General features: G+C 40.0%; 23 protein-coding genes. 12 read left to right on the top strand and 11 right to left on the bottom strand.

The features are described 5' to 3' along the window. Nucleotide 1 precedes the first annotated feature (1 nt). From B5G52_RS11935 to B5G52_RS11905, 7 genes are read right to left on the bottom strand one after another with little or no spacing between them, the layout of a single operon-like run. Nucleotides 2–1,096 carry a sorbosone dehydrogenase family protein gene (locus B5G52_RS11935; protein ID WP_087532877.1) on the bottom strand — a complete coding sequence of 365 codons (1,095 nt, stop codon included), beginning with the start codon at nt 1,094–1,096 and terminating at the stop codon, nt 2–4. Continuing rightward, nucleotides 1,089–2,978, bottom strand: a complete 1,890-nt coding sequence (locus B5G52_RS11930) for a GGDEF domain-containing protein (protein ID WP_087532876.1) — start codon at nt 2,976–2,978, stop codon at nt 1,089–1,091. Before B5G52_RS11930 ends, B5G52_RS11935 begins: the two co-directional genes overlap by 8 nt. 47 nt (nt 2,979–3,025) lie before the next feature. Next, entirely contained in the window at nt 3,026–4,915 is a 1,890-nt protein-coding gene (gene parE / locus B5G52_RS11925) for a DNA topoisomerase IV subunit B (RefSeq protein WP_087532875.1), read from the bottom strand. Nucleotides 4,916–4,947: 32 nt separating this feature from the next. Beyond that, nucleotides 4,948–5,508 carry a YqiA/YcfP family alpha/beta fold hydrolase gene (locus B5G52_RS11920; RefSeq protein WP_087532874.1) on the bottom strand — a complete coding sequence of 187 codons (561 nt, stop codon included), beginning with the start codon at nt 5,506–5,508 and terminating at the stop codon, nt 4,948–4,950. After that, nucleotides 5,493–6,284, bottom strand: coding sequence for a metallophosphoesterase (locus B5G52_RS11915; RefSeq protein ID WP_087532873.1), 792 nt, complete (start codon nt 6,282–6,284; stop codon nt 5,493–5,495). The genes B5G52_RS11920 and B5G52_RS11915 overlap by 16 nt, the downstream gene beginning before the upstream one ends. Continuing rightward, entirely contained in the window at nt 6,271–6,729 is a 459-nt protein-coding gene (locus B5G52_RS11910; RefSeq protein WP_087532872.1) for a DUF1249 domain-containing protein, read from the bottom strand. The genes B5G52_RS11915 and B5G52_RS11910 overlap by 14 nt, the downstream gene beginning before the upstream one ends. 33 nt (nt 6,730–6,762) lie before the next feature. Beyond that, complete coding sequence (locus B5G52_RS11905) at nt 6,763–7,383, bottom strand: NUDIX domain-containing protein (protein ID WP_087532871.1); 621 nt, start codon at nt 7,381–7,383, stop codon at nt 6,763–6,765. Nucleotides 7,384–7,538: 155 nt separating this feature from the next. Between B5G52_RS11905 and tolC the strand changes: the two genes are divergently transcribed. The 3 genes from tolC to B5G52_RS11890 all read left to right on the top strand — a co-directional run bounded on the left by tolC (nt 7,539) and on the right by B5G52_RS11890 (nt 10,550). Beyond that, on the top strand, nt 7,539–8,879 hold the full coding sequence (gene tolC / locus B5G52_RS11900; RefSeq protein WP_087532870.1) for an outer membrane channel protein TolC: 1,341 nt from the start codon (nt 7,539–7,541) through the stop codon (nt 8,877–8,879). A 110-nt stretch (nt 8,880–8,989) separates the two neighbouring features. After that, nucleotides 8,990–9,916 (top strand): LpxL/LpxP family Kdo(2)-lipid IV(A) lauroyl/palmitoleoyl acyltransferase, encoded by a 927-nt coding sequence (lpxL, locus tag B5G52_RS11895; RefSeq protein WP_087532869.1) that lies wholly within the window; start codon nt 8,990–8,992, stop codon nt 9,914–9,916. A 61-nt stretch (nt 9,917–9,977) separates the two neighbouring features. Next, on the top strand, nt 9,978–10,550 hold the full coding sequence (locus tag B5G52_RS11890; protein ID WP_087532868.1) for a TcpQ domain-containing protein: 573 nt from the start codon (nt 9,978–9,980) through the stop codon (nt 10,548–10,550). Between the two features lie 59 nt (nt 10,551–10,609). On the opposite strand, the gene glnE is transcribed toward B5G52_RS11890, so the two are convergent. Continuing rightward, the gene (gene glnE / locus B5G52_RS11885; protein ID WP_087532867.1) at nt 10,610–13,402 is read right to left on the bottom strand and encodes a bifunctional [glutamate--ammonia ligase]-adenylyl-L-tyrosine phosphorylase/[glutamate--ammonia-ligase] adenylyltransferase; all 2,793 of its coding nucleotides are present in this window, start codon (nt 13,400–13,402) and stop codon (nt 10,610–10,612) included. Between the two features lie 69 nt (nt 13,403–13,471). Between glnE and B5G52_RS11880 the strand changes: the two genes are divergently transcribed. The 6 genes from B5G52_RS11880 to ruvX all read left to right on the top strand — a co-directional run bounded on the left by B5G52_RS11880 (nt 13,472) and on the right by ruvX (nt 17,753). Then, on the top strand, nt 13,472–14,365 hold the full coding sequence (locus tag B5G52_RS11880; protein ID WP_087532866.1) for a hypothetical protein: 894 nt from the start codon (nt 13,472–13,474) through the stop codon (nt 14,363–14,365). Nucleotides 14,366–14,394: 29 nt separating this feature from the next. Beyond that, on the top strand, nt 14,395–14,868 hold the full coding sequence (locus B5G52_RS11875; RefSeq protein WP_087532865.1) for a hypothetical protein: 474 nt from the start codon (nt 14,395–14,397) through the stop codon (nt 14,866–14,868). An 83-nt stretch (nt 14,869–14,951) separates the two neighbouring features. Beyond that, nucleotides 14,952–15,686, top strand: coding sequence for a 16S rRNA (uracil(1498)-N(3))-methyltransferase (gene rsmE, locus B5G52_RS11870; protein WP_087532864.1), 735 nt, complete (start codon nt 14,952–14,954; stop codon nt 15,684–15,686). Nucleotides 15,687–15,739: 53 nt separating this feature from the next. Further along, nucleotides 15,740–16,693, top strand: a complete 954-nt coding sequence (gene gshB / locus B5G52_RS11865; RefSeq protein ID WP_087532863.1) for a glutathione synthase — start codon at nt 15,740–15,742, stop codon at nt 16,691–16,693. 27 nt (nt 16,694–16,720) lie between these two features. Further along, on the top strand, nt 16,721–17,278 hold the full coding sequence (locus B5G52_RS11860; protein ID WP_087532862.1) for a YqgE/AlgH family protein: 558 nt from the start codon (nt 16,721–16,723) through the stop codon (nt 17,276–17,278). Nucleotides 17,279–17,306: 28 nt separating this feature from the next. Beyond that, on the top strand, nt 17,307–17,753 hold the full coding sequence (gene ruvX, locus B5G52_RS11855) for a Holliday junction resolvase RuvX (protein WP_087532861.1): 447 nt from the start codon (nt 17,307–17,309) through the stop codon (nt 17,751–17,753). Here ruvX and B5G52_RS11850 read toward each other — a convergent pair. Genes B5G52_RS11850 through B5G52_RS11840 form a run of 3 tightly spaced genes read right to left on the bottom strand, consistent with a single transcriptional unit; the run spans nt 17,716 to nt 20,820 of the window. Continuing rightward, nucleotides 17,716–18,627 (bottom strand): hypothetical protein, encoded by a 912-nt coding sequence (locus B5G52_RS11850; protein WP_254911193.1) that lies wholly within the window; start codon nt 18,625–18,627, stop codon nt 17,716–17,718. The two genes, ruvX and B5G52_RS11850, sit on opposite strands and share 38 nt — an antisense overlap. Nucleotide 18,628: 1 nt before the next feature. Next, nucleotides 18,629–19,759 carry a PilT/PilU family type 4a pilus ATPase gene (locus tag B5G52_RS11845; protein WP_087532860.1) on the bottom strand — a complete coding sequence of 377 codons (1,131 nt, stop codon included), beginning with the start codon at nt 19,757–19,759 and terminating at the stop codon, nt 18,629–18,631. Between the two features lie 20 nt (nt 19,760–19,779). Next, nucleotides 19,780–20,820: a type IV pilus twitching motility protein PilT gene (locus B5G52_RS11840; protein ID WP_087532859.1), complete on the bottom strand. Its 1,041-nt coding sequence runs from the start codon at nt 20,818–20,820 to the stop codon at nt 19,780–19,782. A 2-nt stretch (nt 20,821–20,822) separates the two neighbouring features. On the opposite strand from B5G52_RS11840, the gene B5G52_RS11835 reads away from it, so the two are divergent. The 3 genes from B5G52_RS11835 to B5G52_RS11825 are packed head-to-tail and all read left to right on the top strand — an operon-like array spanning nt 20,823 to nt 22,940. Continuing rightward, on the top strand, nt 20,823–21,536 hold the full coding sequence (locus B5G52_RS11835) for a YggS family pyridoxal phosphate-dependent enzyme (protein ID WP_087532858.1): 714 nt from the start codon (nt 20,823–20,825) through the stop codon (nt 21,534–21,536). A 15-nt stretch (nt 21,537–21,551) separates the two neighbouring features. Next, nucleotides 21,552–22,373, top strand: a complete 822-nt coding sequence (gene proC, locus B5G52_RS11830) for a pyrroline-5-carboxylate reductase (RefSeq protein ID WP_087532857.1) — start codon at nt 21,552–21,554, stop codon at nt 22,371–22,373. Between the two features lie 33 nt (nt 22,374–22,406). Next, the gene (locus B5G52_RS11825; RefSeq protein ID WP_087532856.1) at nt 22,407–22,940 is read left to right on the top strand and encodes a YggT family protein; all 534 of its coding nucleotides are present in this window, start codon (nt 22,407–22,409) and stop codon (nt 22,938–22,940) included. Nucleotides 22,941–22,985: the final 45 nt, after the last annotated feature.

Below are 22,985 nucleotides of genomic sequence, written 5' to 3'. Positions count from 1 at the left end.
CCTAATTTTTTTTATAGCTTACACGGTAGATCACATTGGCGTAATCATCGGAGATCAATAAGCTGCCATCGGCAAGTTCTGCAAAAGCAACCGGACGACCCAATGTTTCTTCGTTTTTCATAAAGCCCGTTATAAACGGCGTGTATTTTATCACACGTCCTTGCTCAATAGTGGCAACAGCCACTTTATATCCTGACTTTTTACTGCGATTCCATGAACCATGCTCAGCAACAAATAACTGTTGTTTGTAATCGCTCGGAAATTGCTTACCGTTATAAAAGTGAATACCCAGTGGGGCCACATGAGCAGCTAACGCTAATGCGGGTGCCGTATAATCGCTGGTACTTTTACCTTTACCAAACTCAGGATCTAAAATAGCTCCCGCATGTACATAAGGAAAGCCAAAGTGTTCACCCTCATTAGTTAAGCGATTTAATTCATCAGGCGGTATGTCATCACCCATCATATCTCGTCCATTATCGCTAAACCACATAGCTTGTGTGCTTGGATGAAAATCAAAGCCAACCGAATTGCGCACACCTTTAGCAAGTGTGGTAATTTGCTTGGTATTTACATCCAGTGCAAATATTCGACCAAATCGCTCATCTTCAGCGCAAATATTACAGGGTACGCCTACTGGGATTATCAATTCGCCGGTAGGTGCGAAGCGTAGGAATTTCCAACCGTGATGACGCTCTGTCGGTAATGCATCATAAACGACCTCATATTTTGGTGCTTTGAGTTGTTTATCTATATTTTTGAAGCGAATAATACGGTGTACTTCACCTACATATAAATCATCACCTTTAATGGCAAGCCCTGATGGCATTGATAAGTCACTGGCGACTAAAATCTGTTTATCTGCAACACCATCACTGTTGTGATCTATCAGTGCATATACCTTGCCCGCTTTACGAGAGCCAACATAAACAATGCCTTTTTTAGACACTGCAATTTGGCGAGCATTCTCTACATCATCGGCAAAAATACTCACTTCAAAGCCTTGAGCGACGCTCAGCTCTTTAAGTATGTTTGCTGCACCTGCGGGTGTACTTAACAGCCCTAAACTGATTATTAATGTCAGTAATTTATTCATAAACCTCTACCCTGTTTCGGCCATTTTCTTTAGCAGCATATAAGGCTTTGTCTGCTTGCTTTAGTAAATCTTTGAATGTGCTTGTTTGCTCATTCTTTTGAGTCACGCCTAAACTTGCAGTGACTCTAATTATTCCTTTATCGCTCTGGATTTGTGCTTTTTCGATGGCACTTTTTATTCTGTAAGCAATTTCAGTGGCTTCAACTTGCTCCGTGCCAGTCAAAACAACTAAAAACTCTTCGCCACCAATCCGTCCCAAGAAGTCATTTTCACGAATTGCTTGCTGGGCAACGTTAACAATGGTTTTTAATACTAAATCACCAGCTGGATGACCGTAGTTATCGTTCACTTTTTTAAAGTGATCTAAGTCAAAGCTAATTAGCGCAAATTTATTATAGCCTTGTTTTAACTCTTGCCATTGCAGCTCTGCATAGTCCATGACTTTTCGCCTATTTGCCACACCGGTTAAATAATCAGTATTAGCGAGTACATTAAACTCTCGTTTCAATCGATACTGGCGCCATGTAAAAATAAGTAACACGAGCAAGAACATCAAAATACTGAACATAGCTGTATGATGAAGTGCTTGTTCTTGCTTAATCTCTAACATAGCAAATTCATTAAGTTCTTTATCTTTTTCGAGTAATTGCTTCTCTAGTTCCAATTTTTTGATGTCAAATTGGGCTTTATTCTCAGAGCGAAACAGTTCACGTATATAGTTATAATGCTGCTCATTGAGCGAAATATATGATTGATATTCCTCAGTTGCTCGTTCAAAGTCGCCTTCTTTTATGGACAATTTTGCTTGCAATTTTTTTAACCGAAGTAAAAAATTTATTGCACTTTCAGCTGGAATATCACTTAAAAGCTCGTTAGTTTCAGTAATTGTTCGGTTAGCTTGTTCAAGTTTTGATTGTGTTATTTCAATTTCAGTTTGAATTAAGAAGTGGTCTATCTTCTTATAGACGTCTTCAATACCGACCACAAACTGATTACTTAAATCTAAAAACTTAACGCTTTGTTCAATATTACCTAATTGTAAGTATGCTTGCGTAAGAGTGATATATGCATAGTAATTAAATTTAGGGCAGGATGATTGTGACTCTGCGTTAATCTTTAAAATTTGCTCAGCATTCAAAATTACGTCTGAACTACGTGAAAGCTTGAGATAAATCTTAGCTAGATGATAATAAGAAACCATCATATCAAACGATAAATTTTTACGACTAAAATAAGACAGGGCTTTTTTTTGCAGCTCAATAGCTTTATCAAAATCATATAAAGCCTCATAAGATTGTGACATCATAGATTCAATGTAAGCGAGCTGTAAGTCATCGCCACTTTTAAGAAAGACTTCGTAGGCTTTATAATAATAATCTTTTGCTTTACTCTCGTTGTGATTACTAACGTGATAGTTGGCAAAAGCAGCATAAAGGTTACCTTTAGCTTTATCATCTAACAGCGTTATTTTTTCTTTAGCTTTATCTAATTCAGCTAATGCTAACTTAGAATCCCCTTGCAGCAAGTATATATCCGATTTAACAATAAAGTAGCTAACCGCTGAAGTCGCATCGAGTAACTCTTGATAACGTTGTATCTGTTTGACTAATTCAACTGCTTTATTCATATCACTATTAAGCAGGTAGTTTTCAGCAAGCGTGATTTGTAGTTTTATGCGTTGAATTTCAGTTAACGTAGGTGCTTTATCTTTTAGGATATTATTAAGGTATATAACAGCAAGCGTTGGGTTCTCAATGCTTTTTTCTGCAGCAATGGCCAGCTTTTCCTCTAACCATTGCTGCTCAACTGAAGTATTCGCATTAGTAGTGCTAAAAAACACTGCTAATGCGAAGCTTAACAAATAGCGATTTAAAACAGCCACTAATAAAGCCTACCAAGTTGAGGGTGCATAAGCTGCTTCCTTTGTAGTTATACTTGAGCGCGATTTCCGTGATCTTCTAACCATTGACGTCTGTCTGAAGAGCGCTTTTTAGCAAGCAACATATCCATCATTTCGAGAGTGTGTTGCTCTTCGTCTAATGTTAGCTGCACTAAGCGACGCGTATTCGGATCCATAGTGGTTTCACGCAATTGCAGCGGGTTCATTTCGCCCAGGCCTTTAAAGCGTTGCACGTTAACTTTACCGCGTTTTTTCTCCGCTTCTATGCGCGCTAAGATACCCGATTTTTCATCTTCATCCAGTGCATAGTAAACCTCTTTACCAATATCAATGCGAAATAGAGGCGGCATAGCCACATATACATGACCTTGCTTAACTAACTCAGGAAAGTGACGAACAAAGAGTGCGCAGAGTAAAGTTGCAATGTGTAACCCATCAGAGTCAGCATCCGCTAAAATACATATTTTATTATATCGCAGTGCTGATAAGTCTTTTGAATCAGGGTCCATTCCTAATGCAACCGATATATCATGCACTTCTTGTGAAGCTAATATTTGGCCTGACTCTACTTCCCACGTATTTAAAATTTTACCACGCAGCGGCATAATTGCTTGAAACTCTCGATCTCGAGCTTGCTTGGCAGAGCCACCAGCAGAATCACCCTCAACTAAAAACAATTCAGTGCGATCATTATCGGCCGCACTACAGTCCGTTAATTTACCTGGTAATGCAGGGCCTGCCGTCACGCGTTTACGAACAACTTTTTTAGCAGCACGAAGACGACGCTGAGCATTTGAAATACATAACTCAGATAAAAGCTCAGCAATATCAGTGTGCTCGTTGAGCCACAAACTAAATGCATCTTTCACCACCCCTGATACAAACGCTGAGCAAGAGCGCGATGAAAGCTTTTCTTTCGTTTGGCCTGCAAATTGAGGATCTTGCATTTTAACTGACAAGACATAACTACAACGCTCCCAGATATCGTCAGGAGTCAGTTTAACGCCTCGTGGAAGCAGGTTTCTAAATTCACAAAACTCACGCATTGCTTCTAATAAGCCTTGGCGCAAGCCATTTACATGCGTACCACCTTGCGCAGTCGGAATTAAGTTTACATAACTTTCTGCAATTGACTCTCCGCCTTCAGGTAGCCATACAACAGCCCAATCAGCCCCTTCTGTGGAGCTGGAAAATTCCCCTGTAAACGGTTCTTTTGGTAAGACTTCATAGCCCTTTACAGCTTCATTTAAGTAATCACGTAAGCCCGTTTCGTAATACCACTCTTGAGTTTCTTTAGTTTGCTTGTTAATAAACTTAATGCGTAAACCGGGGCATAATACAGCTTTGGCTTTAAGTAAATGATGTAATTTAGTCAGTGAAAAGTTAGCAGAATCAAAGTAGCTGGCATCAGGCCAAAAACGCACGGTTGTACCTGTGTTACGTTTACCCACAGTGCCAATAACGTTTAAATCTTCAACTTTGTCGCCATTTTCAAACGCCATCATAAATTGCTGCGCATCACGGCGCACAATAACTTCAACACGAGTAGATAGTGCATTAACAACCGAAATACCTACGCCATGTAAACCACCTGAAAATTGATAGTTTTTATTTGAGAATTTACCACCGGCATGCAATTTGGTAAAAATCAGCTCGACCCCAGGAATACCCTCTTCAGGATGAATATCTATTGGCATACCACGGCCATCGTCACTCACCTCTAACGAGTTGTCCTCATGTAGAATGACGTCGATTTTACTCGCGTGCCCAGCCATTGCTTCATCGACACTATTATCGATCACCTCTTGGCCTAAATGATTAGGGCGCGTGGTATCTGTGTACATACCTGGACGGCGTTTTACGGGTTCTAAACCATTTAAGACTTCAATGGCTTCGGCGTTATAATTTTGCTGACTCATAGTTTTTATCTTTTTATGCGCTTAGCTATGTTTTACGTGATTTTAAGAAAATCCACAATACTTACAAAGGTGCTCTCAATGTTTTGAAAACTGTGATCGCCACCAAACTCAATATGTTGTTTACACTGTGAATAATAATTAACTGCCTGTTCAAAGCCGAGTACTTCATCGCCCGTTTGCTGTAATAAATACAGTAATGATGGGTAAGTTAGCGGTGTTATGAACAGTGATTTTAACGCACTAATATGGCTTTTATTTAGCTCGTAGTGGGTATCCTGATAAGGGTTATAATTAGGCCCTAAAAATGAACTCAATAATAAAAAAGGCTCAACCGCAGGATTAATGACCACTGCACGAAGCTGATATTTTTGCGATAAATACGTGGCATAAAAACCACCTAAAGAACTACCAACTAAAACTGTCTCTGGCGTTAGTAGTTGCTCTAATTGAATAATGGCATGTAAAGGCTCATGGTTTAAGCGCGGCACAAAATATTCAACGTCATAGTTTGCCATATACTCGCCAAAGCGCACAGCTTTATATGATTTTTCGCTACTATTAAAGCCATGAATATAAATTACACGTTTAACCATACCAATTCCGTGTCGCAGGTCAAATTTCCACTCTCTGCACTCATAGATAGAGTAATAAGCCTATAAGCTGCACCTTGATTTTGTTGTTGCCAATCAGGTGTGTTTTTTAAAAATTGTACAGAGCTTGCAGGGGTTGAAACCACTTTCATATCCCTGTAATCAAACTCATAATTGTTATGTACATGACCATGAAACAACCAGTTTACATAATTGCTGTTATTGAGCCTATTTAGCAATTGCGGGCCATTTTCTAGCATGTGCTTATCCAAATAACCATTTATTGGTAATGGGTTATGATGGCAAAAAACAACACTCGGCAATTTTTTTTGCTCTAAACAGTCTACCACTTCTGTTAGGTGAGCATCAGTTACCCATCCGGCAGGTGTTGCTCCTTTTGAATTAAGTAGAAGTACAGCAAAGCTATTAGTGATTAGTCGCTTCGCATTTGAGATTTGCTTATTAGCCAGAGATGTTAATAAATTTAGCTCATCATGATTCCCCGGCAACCAAAAAACAGGACAAGTTAATGGTGACTCTGCTATTAATTGAGCAAATAATGAATATGACTCTACGCTGTGATCTTGGGTTAAATCGCCGCCAAATACCACTGCATCTAAGTTTTTCGTCGCCATGTGTGTTAAACAAGCGAGGAAGTGGTCGGCAGTGTTGACTCCAAAATATTCGCCATGACGACTGGCGAACAAATGACTATCTGTAACATGAGCCAGCTTTAATACTTCACGATTAAACTGAACACTTTGTTCAAACCAAGCCATTATTAACGTCCCAATTAAGCACTGCACGGCCACTATCAATACAGGCCACTAGCCAATCGTATAAAAAAGCATTGAGTTGATATTTTTCATCTTTTTGATGCATTAAAGGATTCGGGTAGCCATATGATGGCTTAATTCTTTGATGATAATCGTGATGAACAATCTCAGCAACTTTCGCATCATGGTACAAACGCACAGTTAAAAATAACGGCGTCATGCCTTGAATAACACCAGATAACTGAGTTATTGAAATATCCATGGTGTACTTGGCACAGCCATCAACGTTAATTTCAAACTGATGCTCACCTAATTGAACGCGGCGTGTTTGACCAACCTCTTTACTTAGCGGTAACAGCTTTAAAGCGCGCAGGTAATTATGCTCACACAAAGTAAGGTATTTAGGTAAGCTTTGGATATATCGTTGTTTCACTGCTGTTGCTGTCAAGTTACCGCCATAAAGTTAAGAGTTAAAAGTAGTCTACTTACTTATTATACGCTCGCGATTGAGCGCTAACCACTGCAAAGATATCACCGTTGCCGCATTATCTATTTCACCACTGCTTAGACGCGCTAAGGCCTCGTCAAAATCTATCACATGTGTCTTAATATCTTCCCCTTCTGTCTCAAGACCAAAAACACCGCTAGTATGTTGGCTTAAATCTACGATGGCTAAATAAAGATAAAGACGCTCAGTGGTGCCACCAGGGCTTGATAAGTACGATAACATATACTCAAGTTGCTGCAATTGAAGGCCAGCTTCTTCAAAGGCTTCGCGTTTAACAACGGCTTCATAATCAATGTTGCCATCAGTCATACCAGCTATACACTCTAAAAGCCAAGGCGACTCTTTACTACGCATAGCACCAATGCGTATCTGCTCTATAAGCAATATTTTATTAGTAAGGGGATCATAAGGAAGCACAGCAACAGCATCACCACGCTCAAGAATTTCACGCTTAATGGTTTGTGACTTACCTCCGGCAAATAAAGCATGTTCAAATTGATAAAGGTTAATTTTAAAAAAGCCACTGTATAAGTTTTCGATTGGCGCAACGTCAACATCATTATTGGTAAATTGAGTAATCGCTTTATTAGTCATTTATTTCCTTAATCGGTTTCTTAACTCAAAAATTTTGCGGTTTATTATATTCTGTTACACTTGTTTGCGCTGTTTTACACAAATTTTTTTTAGTTATTTGACAAAACAGGTTACCATGCTTTTAGTACGCAAACTGTCTAAGGACTGAACAACTAATGAAAAAGAACATTCTTGCTGCGCTGATCGGCTTATCATGCGCATTGACTGCTACAGCTTCAAATGCTGAAGATTTATTACAAGTATACGAAATTGCCACTGCAAATGATCCAACGGTTTTAAAAGCTAAAGCACAAGCCGATGCACAATCTTATAACAGTGATAAAGCTTTAAGCGCCTTACTACCGCAAATTGGCTTTTCAATGGGCTATGATAAGACAGATAGCACAACATATGAAGGTACTGACCCATTAGGCTATGCAAAAATAGACGGTGATACTGATACATTCAGCCGTGGACTGAGTTTAAATCAAACACTTTTTGACCTAGGTGCATGGAATTCTTTAGATATCGCCGACAAACAAGCTTTACAAGCTTCTGCACAATATGATTTTGCACAGCAAGATTTAATAGTTCGTGTTGCGGATGGCTATTTTAATGTATTAAGTGCCATCGACAATCTTGAATTTGTACAGTCAGAAAAACGTGCAATCGAGCGTCAACTTGAGCAAACTAAACAACGCTATGCTGTTGGCCTTACAGCTATCACTGATGTTCACGAAGCACAAGCACAATATGATAACTCAGTTGCACAAGAGATTGTGGCTAAAAACGGCGTTGAAACTGCTCGAGAGCAACTTCGTGAAATCACTGGTAAATATCATGCCAAGTTAGACACGCTAGATACCCAAACATTTTCGACAGTAAAGCCAAACAAACAATCAACTGACTATGTAAAATTGGCTGAGCAAAAGAACTTAAATTTACAAGTTGCAAAAGTAACGGTCGATATTGCTAAAGATCAAATTGATTTAGCGCAATCTGGGCACTATCCAAAACTAACCCTTAATGCAACTTATGGGGATTCATTAACCGATTATAATAGCAACACTATGAAACCTCGTGGTGATAGCGCAACGGTAGGTCTTGATTTTACTGTGCCGATTTATTCTGGTGGTGCAACAACTGCAGCAACAGAGCAAGCCCGTGCATTTTACGTTGCTGCCAGTGAAGACTTAGAAGCATCGTTGCGTGGTGTAACTCGCTCTGTTATTACATCTTATAATCAAGTTGTGTCTGACATTGCTACCTTTAAAGCTCTTGAGCAAGCTGTTGTTTCAGCAGAAAGTGCATTAAAAGCTACTGAAGCGGGGTTTGAGGTGGGTACTCGTACCATTGTTGACGTACTCATTAGCACGCAAAATCTGTACAATGCAAAAAGTAACCTAGCCAATGTACGTTACCGCTATGTGGTTTCTACATTACGCTTAAAGCAAGCCGCTGGTACCCTTACCAGTGAAGATTTAATTGCTATTAATCAGGGATTAAAAGCTATTTAAGCAATTAATTCCATCGCTTTTTAACTATCAAGCCAGCTTAATGCTGGCTTTTTTGTGTTTTTAAACACATACAGTTAAACTACTTCTTTTATTTTCTGAGATGTTTTTTTGTGGTTAATTCCTCTGCTTTCAAGCTGTCTTTTTTAGGTCCTCGCTATTGGTTAACTTGGGTTGGCGTATTTTTTCTTTATTTGATCTCATGGCTTCCTCATAAACTACAATTACTAATGGGTAAATATTTAGGGCGTTTAGTACACCGCTTTATGAAGAAGCGCCGACACATTGCTGAAGTAAATATCAAACTGTGTTTTCCTGATATGCCTGAACACGAACAACAACAACTAGTGCTAGAAAATATGGAGAATACTGGCATCGCCATGATGGAAACAGGTATGGCATGGTGGTGGCCACAATGGCGAGTAAATAAAGTATTCGGCTCGATTAAAGGACTAGAACACCTAGAAAAAATTAATCAATCAGGCAAAGGCGCTTTGTTGTTAGTCCCCCACATTCTACACTTAGAAATGGCCAGCCGAGTGATGGGAATAAACTGTCAAGGTGTTGGCTTTTATCGCCCGCACAATAATCCGTTAATGGAATATTTTACAACTAATGGTCGTTTACGCTCTAATGAGTTTTTAATTGGCAAACGTGACGTTAAAGGGCTACTACAAGCGCTTAAAAACAAAAAAGTGTGTTACTACTTACCAGATCAAGACTATGGCCGAAAGCGCTGTGAGTTTGCCCCTTTTTTCGCAGTAGCTGAGGCGGCAACAACAACAGGAACGCTATTATTCGCGGCGAGTAAACATTGTGAGGTCGTCAGTTTTGCTAGCCAGCGTGACAAAGACGGTAAGTATCACCTAGAAATATTCCCATTGCTTGAGAATTTCCCAAGTGGCGATGACAAACAAGATGTAACACGAGTGAATCAACGCATGGAACAGGCTGTAACAATAGCACCCGAGCAATACATGTGGCTACACAGACGTTTTAAAACTCGCCCTGACGAAAACGCGCCTTCTTACTATAAGTAGAAGATGACTTTCGTGGTTTAATATGATTTTATGAACAAACACAAAAACAAGAGTATGAGTTATGTGGTTTTGGGTTAAGCATTTATCACTAGCAGTTATATTAATTATAGCCGCCATTTATTTTTTATTTGGTCATGGCCCCGTTATGGACATGAAAGAAACAAAAAATGCTGCTGCGCAAGGGTTATCGCGGTTTTATTCGGCGTTGCGTAATCAAGTAAATAAAAATAATGAACGAGATAAATATGTTTTAAAACTACCAAAACCTGAGTTAAATATTGATGCAGCATTAATTGAACGCGCGCGAGTTGTCGAACCATCATCTCCAAATTGGACTGGTGAGTTCACAGCAAGACGTTTTGAAAATGGCTCGACTCTTAAAAAAGTGATGTCGCAATACGCACGCAATGAAGATATCGTGCTCTATTGGTATTTAAGCAAAGACTACGTAGTCAAAGATCATTTTCGAGTAGATAGTAATTTCAACTCGACTTTATACCAAGTTGGCCGTGCTATAAATGATGATTTTGAAAACGAGGTATACACCTTCTTTTGCTTTAAACAAAGGGCAGCAGTGATTACTGAGCTCCCTTCTGAATATGTAAGAGAAAACTGCCGACGCTTAAAAAGTTAGTGTTTATCTGAATGAGAGCAAGTGAATACTTACACTCGCTCAGACTTCTAAATTCACGGCTATTTAATTAGTTCAAAAATTTCCTGCCAAGCTTTAGTAACCAAACTAATATGCTCACTAAGCTCTTCACGGCTAACACAACGCCCTTGCTGATCCAAACTTAGCACATGGTAGCGAGAGCGATATTCAATGTAGGCTGCAATTAGCCCTTGTTTCAACGGTGTATCAATACAACCTAATCGAGCTGCGTCAGTCAGAATTCTCACATTATCTGAAAAAGTCGTTAACTGAGAAAATGTATGCGCGTTTTTTAGCACCAGGTACTGGGTTATAAACTCAATATCAGCCATGCCACCGGCATCTTGTTTTAAATCAAACTGTGTATCATTGCCTTTAGCTAAGTGACTGCGCATCTTCTCGCGCATCTTGATAACATCACCTTTTAGCACGGCATTATCACGCTGTTGCGAAAGTATTTCTAAGCGGATTTGCTCAAACCTTTGTTGCAGTTCTACTTGCCCTAAAATCATTCTTGAGCGTACTAGCGCTTGGTGCTCCCAAGTCCAAGCTTGCGTTAATTGATAATGATGGAAACTTTCCAAGTTAATAGCCATCAACCCTGAGGCTCCTTCAGGCCTTAGACGTGTATCGAGCTCATATAAAATACCTGATGCCGTACGCGTATTAAATAAATGCATTAAGCGCTGCGCGAGTTTTAAATAAAACTGCCTAGAAGATATACTTTTTTTGCCGTTTGTTTGGCTTGTACCGTCGTGATTATGTACAAATACCAAATCTAAATCCGAATCATAACCAACTTCAAAACCTCCTGTTTTACCATATGCTATAACACCAAACCCTTTATTTTCATCATCTGTGTTGGGCGGAATACCAAAACGCGTGGCCATTTGCTGCCAAGCGATGTTTACTGCTTGGTCAACAATCGCTTCAGCAAGTGCTGTTAAGTGATCGCTAACCTTCATCACATCTAACACGCCTGTCGCATCAGCTGCTGCTATACGTAACTGATGAGTTTGCTTAAATTGGCGTAACGCTTCCATTTGTTGCTCTAAATCGTCACTATCTATACGTAAAAAATATTGTCGTACTTCATCTTTATAAGCCGTCAATGGCGTGGGTTTATAAAGCACAGCAGGGTCTATCAGCTCATCAAGCAAAATTGGGTAACGAGAAATATGTTCGCCGATCCACTTACTGTGGCAACACAAGGTTACAAGCTGTTTCAGCGCACCAGGATTCTCATATAACAGCTCAAGGTATGCAGTACGCGAAATGACTTTATTCAGCACTTGACTAATCATACTAAACACCGCGTCTGATGCATTGCACTGAGTTAACTGCTTTAGCAGCAATGGCATTAATTTATCGAGAATATCACGACCTCGTAAACCTATCTTTGCTTTAGCTGATCGCTCCCTAAAGTCACTCAAAGGCTGTTGCCAACTGTCATCAGCCTCTGACAGTAAACTTACATCATTATGCTCCCATGCACTTACAAAGGCACTTTCACAAGGATCATCAGGCTCACTGTCATAACCAATGACTAATTCAAACTCACTATGTACCGCAGCCATAATGTTATTTGTTTCATCGAGTGTGTGACTAAAATCAATGTGCCCTAGTAAAAAATTTAGACGCAGCTGATTAAGTTCATCATCTGGTAATGTTTGTGTTTGTTGATCATCAAAGATTTGTAGGTACTGTTCAACTTTACGTAAAAACAAGTAATTACTTTGTAGGAGTTTAGCTTCGTCTGAAGCTATTACATTGGTTGCACTTAGCTCTGTAAGGGCTTTAAGCAGTGATTGCGTTTGTAAATTAGCCTCACGTCCACCGCGAACCATTTGTAATGCCTGTACCACAAATTCAACTTCACGTATGCCACCCGCACCAAGCTTAATATTATTGGTTAAGCGTTTACGCCTCACCTCTTGAGCAATCATTTGCTTCATTTTACGCAGTGATTCTATCACTGAAAAGTCAATATAACGCCTATACACAAAAGGCTTTAATAACTGGTAAAATTCATCGCTGTATTGAGTTTGCTCACCAATTAAACGACCTTTTAGCATGGCATAGCGTTCCCACTCTCGCCCTTGCTCTTGATAATAATCTTCTATTGCATTAAAACTCATCACTAACGGGCCGCTTTCACCAAAAGGACGAAGCCGCATATCGACTCTAAATACCTGCCCATCAGCTGTATTTTGGTTCAATGACGCAATCAATTTTTGTGCAACTTTAGTATAAAAAACTTGCGCTTCGAGTGAGCGTCGACCGCCTTGTGTTTTTACACTTTGCGGATAAGCAAATATCAAATCGATATCAGAGGAATAATTAAGCTCTTTTCCCCCTAGCTTGCCCATCCCTAAAACCAACATTTGCATAGCGTTGCCCTGCTCATCCACAGGCTCACCATTAACTTTAGCTACTTGTGCAAAAGCCCAACGATTTGCACCATCGATTAAGCTGTCTGCCAACATAGAAATATAGCGAATACTATCTGCTATATCGTTATCACAACACATATCCAAGAATGCCACTTTGAGCCAGTAGCGCTCTCTGTACTGGCGTAGTATTTTATAGCCTACAACTTCATCTATATTACTAAGCTCATAGCCTAAAAAAGGGCAAGGGCAGTCCCGCAGCAACATGTCACGCTCTGAAAGCAACATATCAATAAGCTCAGGTTGAGACTCTAAACAACGCCAAGCAAATTCACTCAAGCCAAGTAGCTTGATAATTTTCTCGTTTACTGGACGCTCAGCATATAGTTCTACAAAGCGTTCCGTACCAAGGGTCTGTATTTGTGTGGGGAGTTGTTGGCTCATTAAATACTCTCTTTTATATCAGCAGTAATCATACTAGAATGAAATTATTAATTGTTATCTAGGTTCAACATGTCATATTTGTCTTTATCTAACACTAGTTTACTCGCGATTGCCATTTGTTTTGCGGTTATTTGTTTAACCGTAATAGGCTTACGAGGACTAAACCACTTCAAGGCAAAGCAAGCTTTGAAAGAAGAACTTGCCCAACATGACAACTTTGCTATGGGTATTAGTTTTGCTTCAGAGATAAGTGTAGTCGTTGCAACCATTGCCTATTTGTTTGAGGAAATTAGCATCAGCGCAGCACAATCAAACCCCTTAAAGGTTATTACATTAATTGTACTTTTATTTAGCTTCATTAAAATCGGTCATTTAATTCATCGTAAATGGATTTTGCATCGATTTAATGAAGAAGCAGCTATTTTAAAACAAAACGTATGTGCAGCTTTGGTTGATTCTGGCATGTTAATCGCAAACTGTATTATTACCTTAGGCCTTTATAACTGGTCACATACTCAGGGGTTTAGTAGCTTATTAATCGCATTTGTTAGCTTCTTTTTATTGCAGGGAATTTTTGCTTTAGATAGTAAATTACGCGAATATCGATTTGCTAGAGCAAATCAAGGTGCCTCACTACAAAGTAACTTCAATCTAGAAAATACTTCCATAGGCATACGTTATGCGGGAAAATCTATTGGTTTAGCGTTAGCGATTTATGCAGGGCTGGCAAGCGCAATTTTCCATAACGGAAAAATGGTAGAGAATATCTTCACATTAGCTTTACATTGCGGCACGATGTGGTTATTACTGTATATACTAACGGCCATTATTAAGTTCATTTCTTTACCCAATATTGATACTGCACTTGAAATTGACCATCAAGATAACATTGGTATTGCCTGTATCGAATTTGCTGTTTTCAGCGTTATAGGCTATTTACTTATTAGTATGTTTTCAATTTAGCTATTGAAAATACCAACATGTGGGGCCCCATGCCGTTTAAAGTAGATAATTACTTGTTGATCGATAATGACAGTGAATTTAGCCGACAATTCACTGAACACTATTTTGGTCAAGCTAGCACCAGCACCCCTAGCACTTTAGTAGTTGCTGGTATAAATACCCGCCAGCTCGTAAAATTGATGTTTGATGAGCTTATCAAAGATTATTGTTACTGTGATTTTAATAATGAAATTAGCGTGTCAGAGCTGGCAAGCTACTTACACGAACATCACGATATTGTAGGCGTTTTATTTAATCAAACCGATTATTTACTTGCAGATGACAATCAACGTTTTATCTTCAACTCACTGCACAATGTACGATTTTTAGTGAGTGAGGTTGAACACGGCTATCATTTTGAACCGGTCACCGAACAAGCACACAGTAACCACTTATCCTGTCAAGATGATATTGCAGAAACACCTCTAGATTTAGACGCCTTAAATGAAAAAATAAACAGTTAAAGTTTAGTTCTGCTAATAATATTTGCACCAAAGAGCAGCGTTACATACCATAAGCTACATTAGCTATTTATCTTAAGGTCATCATGCGCGTTCCTCATATATATCAAGCAAGCGAAATCGCACTTTCAACCCCCGTTCATTTAAACGATGATGCAGCAGGTCATATTGGTCGAGTGTTACGTATGAAGGTGGGTGAACAAATATCATTATTTAACGGCCAAGGCGGTGAATACTTGTGTGAACTCATCGAAGTTGGCAAAAAGTCTGTCGTTGCTATGCCACTTGAATTTAACGACATAGACGTTGAATCACCATTGAGTATTCATTTAGGTCAAGGTATATCTCGCGGCGATAAAATGGACTTTACCATTCAAAAGTCTGTTGAATTAGGTATTACAGAGATCACCCCTATTTTTAGTAAACGTTGTGGTGTGAAACTCAGTGCTGAGCGTTTAGCAAAGAAACACCAACAATGGCAAAAAATAGCTATTTCTGCAGCAGAGCAATCAGGTCGTAATCGTATTACCACCATCCACCCCCCTATTGATATAAATGAGTGGCTAAAACAAAGCAGTGATGAAATAAAGCTGACTCTGCACCCACGTGCCGAACATTCGATTAAGACAATCACAGTACCCAAAAGTGGTGTTCGCTTTTTAGTTGGCCCTGAAGGTGGCTTTACTGATGAAGAAATAGCACAAACCAAACAGCAAGGTTTTACAGATATTCGCATTGGCCCACGGGTTTTACGAACTGAAACCGCCGCTTTAACGGTCTTAAGTGCATTACAACTACAGTTTGGTGATTTAGCTAATTGAAATTACTAAAAGCACCCTCATATCTATTGCAACATATTTAGTAAGGCAACGACATGGCAATTAAATTAGGTATAATTTCAGATCCAATCAGCGGGTTTAACATTAAAAAAGACACAGGCTTTGCAATGATGATGCAAGCTCAAAGTCGTGGCTATGAAATTTATTACATGGAAATGGATGATTTATCTCTACGCAAAGGTAAAGCTTTTGCAACAGCAGCTAAAGCACAAGTATTTGATAATGAAAGCCACTGGTATGAACTTGAAAAAAAAGCCACCATTGCCCTTGCTGATTTAGACGTTATTTTAATGCGTAAAGATCCGCCGTTTGATACTGAATATATTTATGCAACCTATATTCTGGAACGTGCTGAACTTGAAGGGACATTAATCGTCAATAAACCACAAAGCTTACGTGATGCTAACGAAAAGCTCTTTACCGCATGGTTCAGTGAACATACTCCAGATACCTTAGTAACTAGAGATAAGCATCAAATTAGAGCATTTTTAGCTGAGCATAAAGATATTATCCTCAAGCCTTTAGATGGTATGGGTGGCGCATCTATTTTTAGAGTGACAGAAAATGATGCCAATATAGGCGTCATTTGCGAAACTTTGACGGAGCATGGTAGCCGCTTTGCGATGGCGCAAAATTACATCCCTGAAATCAAACAAGGCGACAAGCGCGTACTGGTTGTTGATGGTGAGGTGATCCCCTATTGTTTAGCGCGTATTCCACAAAATGGTGAAACCCGTGGCAATCTAGCTGCTGGCGGTCGTGGTGAAGCTCGTCCTATTAGTGAGTCAGACCTTAAAATAGCCCAAGCAGTGGCACCAACATTAAAAGCAAAGGGCTTGGTTTTTGTTGGGCTTGATATTATTGGCGATAAGCTAACCGAGATAAACGTAACAGCCCCTACTTGCGTCAAAGAGATTGAGGCTGCTTATGATATTTCAATTACCGGCATCTTATTTGATGCGATAGAGAGAAAACTAAGCCATACTTAATTTTCAATATAATAAAGGGGTAACGTTATGCAATCATTAGAAAATCACTTTTTAATCGCAATGCCTTCAATGCAAGACCCTTTGTTTAAACGTGCAGTAACGTATATCTGTGAGCACAATGAAGATGGGGCTATGGGGCTGGTTATTAACCAGCCTATTAATATCACTGTAGGTGATTTACTTGATAAAATTGAAATCGATAACGATAAATCAAATCAAGCATCACAAGTCGCCGTGTTTGCTGGCGGGCCTGTAAAAACCGATCGTGGTTTTGTGTTGCACTCACCAAAGCCGGGCTATGCAGCAAGCCAAGAGCTTAGTAGTGAAATAATGATTACGACTTCAAAAGATGTATTAGCAAGCCTAACGACCACGCAAGCACCGGAGCAATTTATTATAACTTTAGGCTATGCTGGGTGGGAGCAAGGTCAACTGGAACAAGAGCTACTTGAAAATTCGTGGCTTATCATCAAAGCGGACCCTGACATTATATTTAACACTCCAGTGGAGCAACGCTGGGAAAAGGCCGTTGAAACGTTAGGTTTTGATATTAGCCAATTAAGCGCTGAAGCAGGTCATGCCTAAACGCAACGCACTTTAAATAGAAGAAACAATGAGCAAAAAACAACTTAAGCCCAAAGGTGAACGTACTGTGATGGGCTTTGATTTTGGCACGACCAGTATTGGTATTGCCATTGGCCAAGAACTGACTGGATCAGCCTCAAGTCTCAGCGCTGTAAAAGCCAAAGATGGCATACCAAACTGGGATTTTATTAAAAAACACGTTGATGAATGGCAGCCAGATCTATTAGTAGTTGGCTTACCACTGAACATGGATGGAACAAATCAAGAAGTCACATTCAAAGCTAAGAAGTTTGCCAACCGCTTACATAATAATTTTGGCCTACCCGTAGAGACCCAAGACGAGCGTTTAACTACAGCTGACGCCAAGGCTCGGTTATTTGAACAAGGTGGTTACAAGAGCTTAGGCAAAGGCAACGTGGATAACATGTCTGCAGTGATTATTTTAGAGAGCTATTTTGAACAAGCTTACGGGTAAGTGGTAGGTTAATAATCACTTGATCGGTCAGCTCAGGAATAAACCCAGCTTGTCGATATGCTCTTTCAATTGCACCTTGGTCGCGCATTATTTGCAAGCCTTTTTGTAACGCAGCAAACGCTCTGTAGCCTTCTGGGTGAAGTTTTGATACCACAAAGTGGCGACTATCATCTAATAATATTAAAACCTTAGGAATTGCTTTTAAGGTGATATTTTCAAGCTCATAATGATTATTAATCGCAGGCATTAAGGGCATCAGCATAAAATCAACCCACTGCATGGAAACCATTCGAACTTGGCTTAACCACTCATCTTCACGAATAAGGTTTTTTAACGGTAGTTGTGCAAGCGTGCGCCAATCTGTTCGCCAGCGTGGAGTGGATACACTGGTTAGTTGATTAAAATCTGATAAATGCTGGATTTTGAAAACTGCTTGATTATCAGGGGCAGTAAAAATGCCAGCGTAGTACTCTCCTTTACGGATCACTGGTTCACTAATTAGCACTTTTTCTTCCAGCAGCTTGGCATCTTGATACCAATAAGTATCAAAGCTAATAAGTAACTCACCTTGCTCAAGCAGCCTAGTGTTTCTAAAATTGACCTTACCAACTTGGTAATCAAAGCGTTTTTTAAACCCACCCAAATGTAATGCCTTCTGGGCAATGATCATATCGACCACATCACGGCGAATGAATTTACCGCTAAAATCGTTAATTTTATCGGGGGTTTCACCGTCTAAAAAACGGACGTAATCATGGTAAACGTCATCCCGTAAATAAATAGGGATGACATCTTGTTGAGAAATAGCAAAAAACGGTGTGCTTAAACTGATAAACAGCAACGCCAAAAAACACCATTTAGGACTACTTTGCATATTACGAACCCTTTTGGTCTAAACCATCTATGGTTACACCTTGTAAAAAGCCAGCTCCCTGCTGTTCGTTATCTCTTAATTTAATCATCAAACGTAAATCATTTGGTGAATCAGCATGGTGCAATGCATCTGCATAGCTTATACGTTGTTGCTTGTATAGCTCAAATAAAGCTTGATCAAAGGTTTGCATCCCCATATCTTTTGACTTAGCCATCGCTTCTTTAATACCGCCAATATCACCTTTTTTAATTAGTTCGCCGATGATTGGTGTATTAAGTAAAATCTCAATTGCAGCAACACGACTATTTCCATCAGCAGTAGGCACTAATTGTTGAGCTATGATTGCCCGTAAATTTAAGGATAAATCATACTTTAGCTTATCGTGCTTTTCTTTTGGCACAAGGTGCATAATTCGGTCGATTGCTTGGTTGGCGTTGTTCGCGTGCAAAGTAGCAACACACAAATGCCCTGTTTCGGCAAAGCTTAGTGCATACTCCATTGTTTCTTGCGAGCGAATTTCACCAATCAATATAACATCTGGCGCTTGGCGTAAGGAACTTTTAAGAGCTGATTCAAAGCTCTCTGTATCAAGTCCTACTTCACGCTGAGTAATAATACTCTTGCGGTGTTCATGTACAAATTCGATCGGATCTTCAATGGTTAATATATGGCCTCGCTGGTTACGGTTACGGTAGCCCAACAGTGCTGCTAATGAAGTTGATTTACCCGTACCAGTACCACCTACAAACAACACTAAACCACGTTTAGCCATTATGACATCGGTCAGAGTTGAAGGTAGGCCTAATTCATTCACATCAGGTATTGTAGTCACAATGCGACGAATGACCATTCCAGCACAGTCGCGCTGCCAAAACGCAGAAACCCTAAAGCGCCCCTCATCAGTAGCAATGGCAAAATTACACTCTTTAGAGTTATGAAATTCGGCTTTTTGCTTTTCACTCATTGCCGATTCAACTAACGCTAAGGATTCCTCATCCGAAATTTTATCGTCTCCCAATGCAATCAATTCGCCATTAATTTTAGCGCTGACCGGTAGCTGACTCGAAACAAACAAATCAGAAGCTTGCTTGTTTATCATCAGTTGTAAAAAATAGTTAAGAGAATGAGTCATTATATTTCTTATCCTTCGGTCTAGCCGCCAAAATTAGTTTTATCTTGCGCTTTAGCGCGTGCTTCTGCGTTAGAAACCACACCGTGATTCACTAAATTAATCAAACATTGATCCATCGTTTGCATGCCATGAGACGAACCCGTTTGAATAGATGAATACATTTGCGCAATTTTATCTTCACGAATTAAGTTACGAATAGCAGGGACGCCAATCATAATTTCGTGGGCTGCAACTCGCCCACCGCCAACTTTTTTCAACAATGTTTGCGAAATAACCGCACGCAGTGATTCAGAGAGCATTGAACGTACCATGTCTTTTTCTTCACCTGGGAACACATCAATAATACGGTCAATGGTTTTAGGTGCCGAGGTGGTGTGCAGTGTACCAAAAACTAAGTGCCCTGTTTCAGCCGCCGTCATAGCAAGACGAATGGTTTCCAAATCACGAAGCTCACCGACCAAAATAACATCGGGGTCTTCGCGTAATGCACTACGTAATGCATTGGAGAAACTGTGGGTATCGCGATGAACTTCACGCTGGTTAATGAGTGACAGTTTATTGTCATGAACAAATTCGATAGGATCTTCGATGGTTAAAATATGGTGATGTTTATTTTGGTTAATATAATCGACCATCGCCGCCAAAGTTGTTGATTTACCCGAGCCTGTCGGCCCAGTCACTAACACTAAGCCCCGAGGATTATCAGAAATCGTTTTGAAAATATCAGGTGCGCCTAAATCATCCAGTGTAAGCACTTCACTTGGGATAGTACGAAATACCGCAGCGGGTCCACGGTTAGAATTAAATGCATTCACACGAAAACGAGCAAGATTTGGCACTTCAAAGGAAAAATCCACTTCTAGGTTTTGCTCGTAGTCCTTACGTTGATTATCGTTCATAATATCGTAGACTAAGCTGTTTACATCTTTGTCTTCCAGAGCTGGAATATTAATTCGACGCACATCGCCATCAACTCGGATCATCGGAGCAACCCCTGATGATAAGTGTAAATCGGATGCTTTATGCTGCACACTAAAGGCTAATAATTCGGTAATATCCATTTATGACTCCACAACTAACTGATAATTATATGGTTACAATAGCAGAACGACTTAAATCCGCCTACGCTAGAATTGCATTAGCGGCAAAAAAAAATAACCGCAAAGAGCAAGATATTTGCTTACTTGCAGTCTCTAAAACAAAACCTGCTGACTTTATTTTAGCGGCTTATCAACAAGGCCACCGAGAATTTGGTGAGTCCTACGTTCAAGAAGCTGTAGATAAAGTAACCCAACTTGCAGATTATAGCGATATTGTTTGGCATTTTATTGGCCCAATTCAATCAAACAAAACCGCTTTAGTGGCAAGTCACTTTGACTGGGTGCAAAGTATCGATCGTGAAAAAATAGCCAAGCGCTTAAATAATCAGCGTCCAAGTAATAAAGACCCGCTTAATGTGTTGATTCAAGTTAATATCAGCCTAGAAGAAGCTAAGTCAGGCTGCCACCCGGATGCACTCCCTGCACTGGCGCAATTTGTCGATGATTGTCCTAACCTGATCTTACGTGGGCTGATGACTATCCCAGCAAAAACCGACAATACGCAGCAACAAATGCAATATTTTGAGCAATTACGTGCTTGCTTTGATAGACTTAAGTCCCAATATCCTCAAATAGACACCCTGTCGATGGGGATGAGTGGTGATGTAGAAGCAGCCATTGCTGCAGGCTCCACCATGGTACGCATCGGCACGGATATTTTTGGCCAACGAAGCTAAGGTGATAACTAAGATATGTCAGATAAAACAATTGCATTCATAGGCACAGGTAACATGAGCTACGCCATTATTGGTGGCATGGTAAAAAATGGGTTTAAGGCATCAAATATTATTGCCACTAACCGCAATCAAGAAAAACTTACTAAGGTAGCAGCGGACTTCGGGGTGAATACCACCTCAGATAATAACGCAGCACTGCGTGATGCCGATGTGATTGTGTTATCCGTTAAACCGCAAATGATGGGTGATTTATGCCAATCATTCCAAGATTCAGGCATCGATTTTAGTGATAAACTCTTTATTTCTGTGGCTGCAGGCCTGACCGTTAAACGCCTTCGTGAGATGTTAGGGCAAAACGTAAAAATGGTCCGTTGTATGCCGAACACCCCATCGTTGCTTGGTCGTGGTGTATCGGGTCTCTTTGGCGACGGTGAGACCGCTGATGAACACGTCTTTGTACAACAAGTATTTGAATCAACCGGTATTGCAGTATGGGTTGAGCAAGAGTCTCAAATCAATGACGTGATTGCTGTTACAGGTTCATCACCTGCTTATTTCTTCTTATTTATGGAAGCCATCGAAGAGAAAGCCAAAGCACTGGGCTTTAATGATGAAGATGCTCGTCGCTTAGTACAGCAAACCGCATTAGGTGCTGCAGAGATGGCACTATCACAGCCTGACATTAGTATTTCTCAATTACGTGCCAATGTAACATCTAAAGGTGGAACAACGCATGCTGCAGTCGAACATTTAAAAGCACAAGGCTTAACAGCTACTGTTGCTGATGCAATGGATGCGTGTATTGCCCGTGCCGAGCAAATGGAACAAGAACTTTAACTAAGCTGATATGCTTATTTTTCGAGGTAAATTATGAATGCCATGCAATTTTTAGTCGGGATTGTATTTGATCTATTTTTAATGGTGGTTTTACTACGCTTTTGGCTGCAAGCAGCCAAAGCTGACTTTTACAATCCATTGAGCCAGTTTGTGGTTAAAGCAACTTCATTTGCTGTAAACCCACTACGTAAAATTATTCCCGGTTTTGGTGGGCTTGACCTCGCCTCTCTGTTATTGGCATTCATTGTTGCAATTGCAAAAATCTCGACCTTGATGCTTATGTTTTATGGTGGTTGGTCTGCGCAAACCGTGTTTGTTTCTGCCTTTATTACAGTGATAAAAGAGGGCTTAAATTTATTGTTTTGGGTACTTATCATCCGCGCTTTATTAAGTTGGGTAAGCCAAGGTTACAACCCCATTGAAGCTGTATTCCACCAGCTGACAGAGCCTATGCTTAAGCCCATCCGCAAGGTTTTACCGCCTTTAGGTGGCTTTGATTTATCAATTTTAGTATTGATTATCGCACTGCAATTTGCACAAATCCTGTTTATGGATTTAATCGGCTAAACACTCCCTTTCTCAGAGGCCTAAATAGGCCTCTTTTATTATGAG

The sequence above is a fragment of the Pseudoalteromonas sp. A601 genome, assembly GCF_002165575.1.
Taxonomy (GTDB): Bacteria; Pseudomonadota; Gammaproteobacteria; order Enterobacterales; family Alteromonadaceae; genus Pseudoalteromonas.
The sequence above is the reverse complement of the archived record's forward strand: the minus strand, read 5'-3'. Positions and strand labels throughout refer to the sequence as shown.

What these genes read in the sequence shown, in the direction of transcription:
- B5G52_RS11840 (WP_087532859.1), bottom strand. Translation starts at nt 20,820, where the DNA reads ATGGATATTACCGAATTATTAGCCTTTAGTGTGCAGCATAAAGCATCC.
- B5G52_RS11845 (WP_087532860.1), bottom strand. Translation starts at nt 19,759, where the DNA reads ATGACTCATTCTCTTAACTATTTTTTACAACTGATGATAAACAAGCAA.
- B5G52_RS11835 (WP_087532858.1), top strand. Translation starts at nt 20,823, where the DNA reads ATGACTCCACAACTAACTGATAATTATATGGTTACAATAGCAGAACGA.
- B5G52_RS11860 (WP_087532862.1), top strand. Translation starts at nt 16,721, where the DNA reads ATGCAATCATTAGAAAATCACTTTTTAATCGCAATGCCTTCAATGCAA.
- B5G52_RS11935 (WP_087532877.1), bottom strand. Translation starts at nt 1,096, where the DNA reads ATGAATAAATTACTGACATTAATAATCAGTTTAGGGCTGTTAAGTACA.
- B5G52_RS11915 (WP_087532873.1), bottom strand. Translation starts at nt 6,284, where the DNA reads ATGGCTTGGTTTGAACAAAGTGTTCAGTTTAATCGTGAAGTATTAAAG.
- glnE (WP_087532867.1), bottom strand. Translation starts at nt 13,402, where the DNA reads ATGAGCCAACAACTCCCCACACAAATACAGACCCTTGGTACGGAACGC.
- parE (WP_087532875.1), bottom strand. Translation starts at nt 4,915, where the DNA reads ATGAGTCAGCAAAATTATAACGCCGAAGCCATTGAAGTCTTAAATGGT.
- ruvX (WP_087532861.1), top strand. Translation starts at nt 17,307, where the DNA reads ATGAGCAAAAAACAACTTAAGCCCAAAGGTGAACGTACTGTGATGGGC.
- B5G52_RS11880 (WP_087532866.1), top strand. Translation starts at nt 13,472, where the DNA reads ATGTCATATTTGTCTTTATCTAACACTAGTTTACTCGCGATTGCCATT.
- rsmE (WP_087532864.1), top strand. Translation starts at nt 14,952, where the DNA reads ATGCGCGTTCCTCATATATATCAAGCAAGCGAAATCGCACTTTCAACC.
- B5G52_RS11825 (WP_087532856.1), top strand. Translation starts at nt 22,407, where the DNA reads ATGAATGCCATGCAATTTTTAGTCGGGATTGTATTTGATCTATTTTTA.
- B5G52_RS11920 (WP_087532874.1), bottom strand. Translation starts at nt 5,508, where the DNA reads ATGGTTAAACGTGTAATTTATATTCATGGCTTTAATAGTAGCGAAAAA.
- gshB (WP_087532863.1), top strand. Translation starts at nt 15,740, where the DNA reads ATGGCAATTAAATTAGGTATAATTTCAGATCCAATCAGCGGGTTTAAC.
- proC (WP_087532857.1), top strand. Translation starts at nt 21,552, where the DNA reads ATGTCAGATAAAACAATTGCATTCATAGGCACAGGTAACATGAGCTAC.
- B5G52_RS11890 (WP_087532868.1), top strand. Translation starts at nt 9,978, where the DNA reads ATGTGGTTTTGGGTTAAGCATTTATCACTAGCAGTTATATTAATTATA.
- B5G52_RS11875 (WP_087532865.1), top strand. Translation starts at nt 14,395, where the DNA reads ATGCCGTTTAAAGTAGATAATTACTTGTTGATCGATAATGACAGTGAA.
- B5G52_RS11905 (WP_087532871.1), bottom strand. Translation starts at nt 7,383, where the DNA reads ATGACTAATAAAGCGATTACTCAATTTACCAATAATGATGTTGACGTT.
- B5G52_RS11850 (WP_254911193.1), bottom strand. Translation starts at nt 18,627, where the DNA reads ATGCAAAGTAGTCCTAAATGGTGTTTTTTGGCGTTGCTGTTTATCAGT.
- tolC (WP_087532870.1), top strand. Translation starts at nt 7,539, where the DNA reads ATGAAAAAGAACATTCTTGCTGCGCTGATCGGCTTATCATGCGCATTG.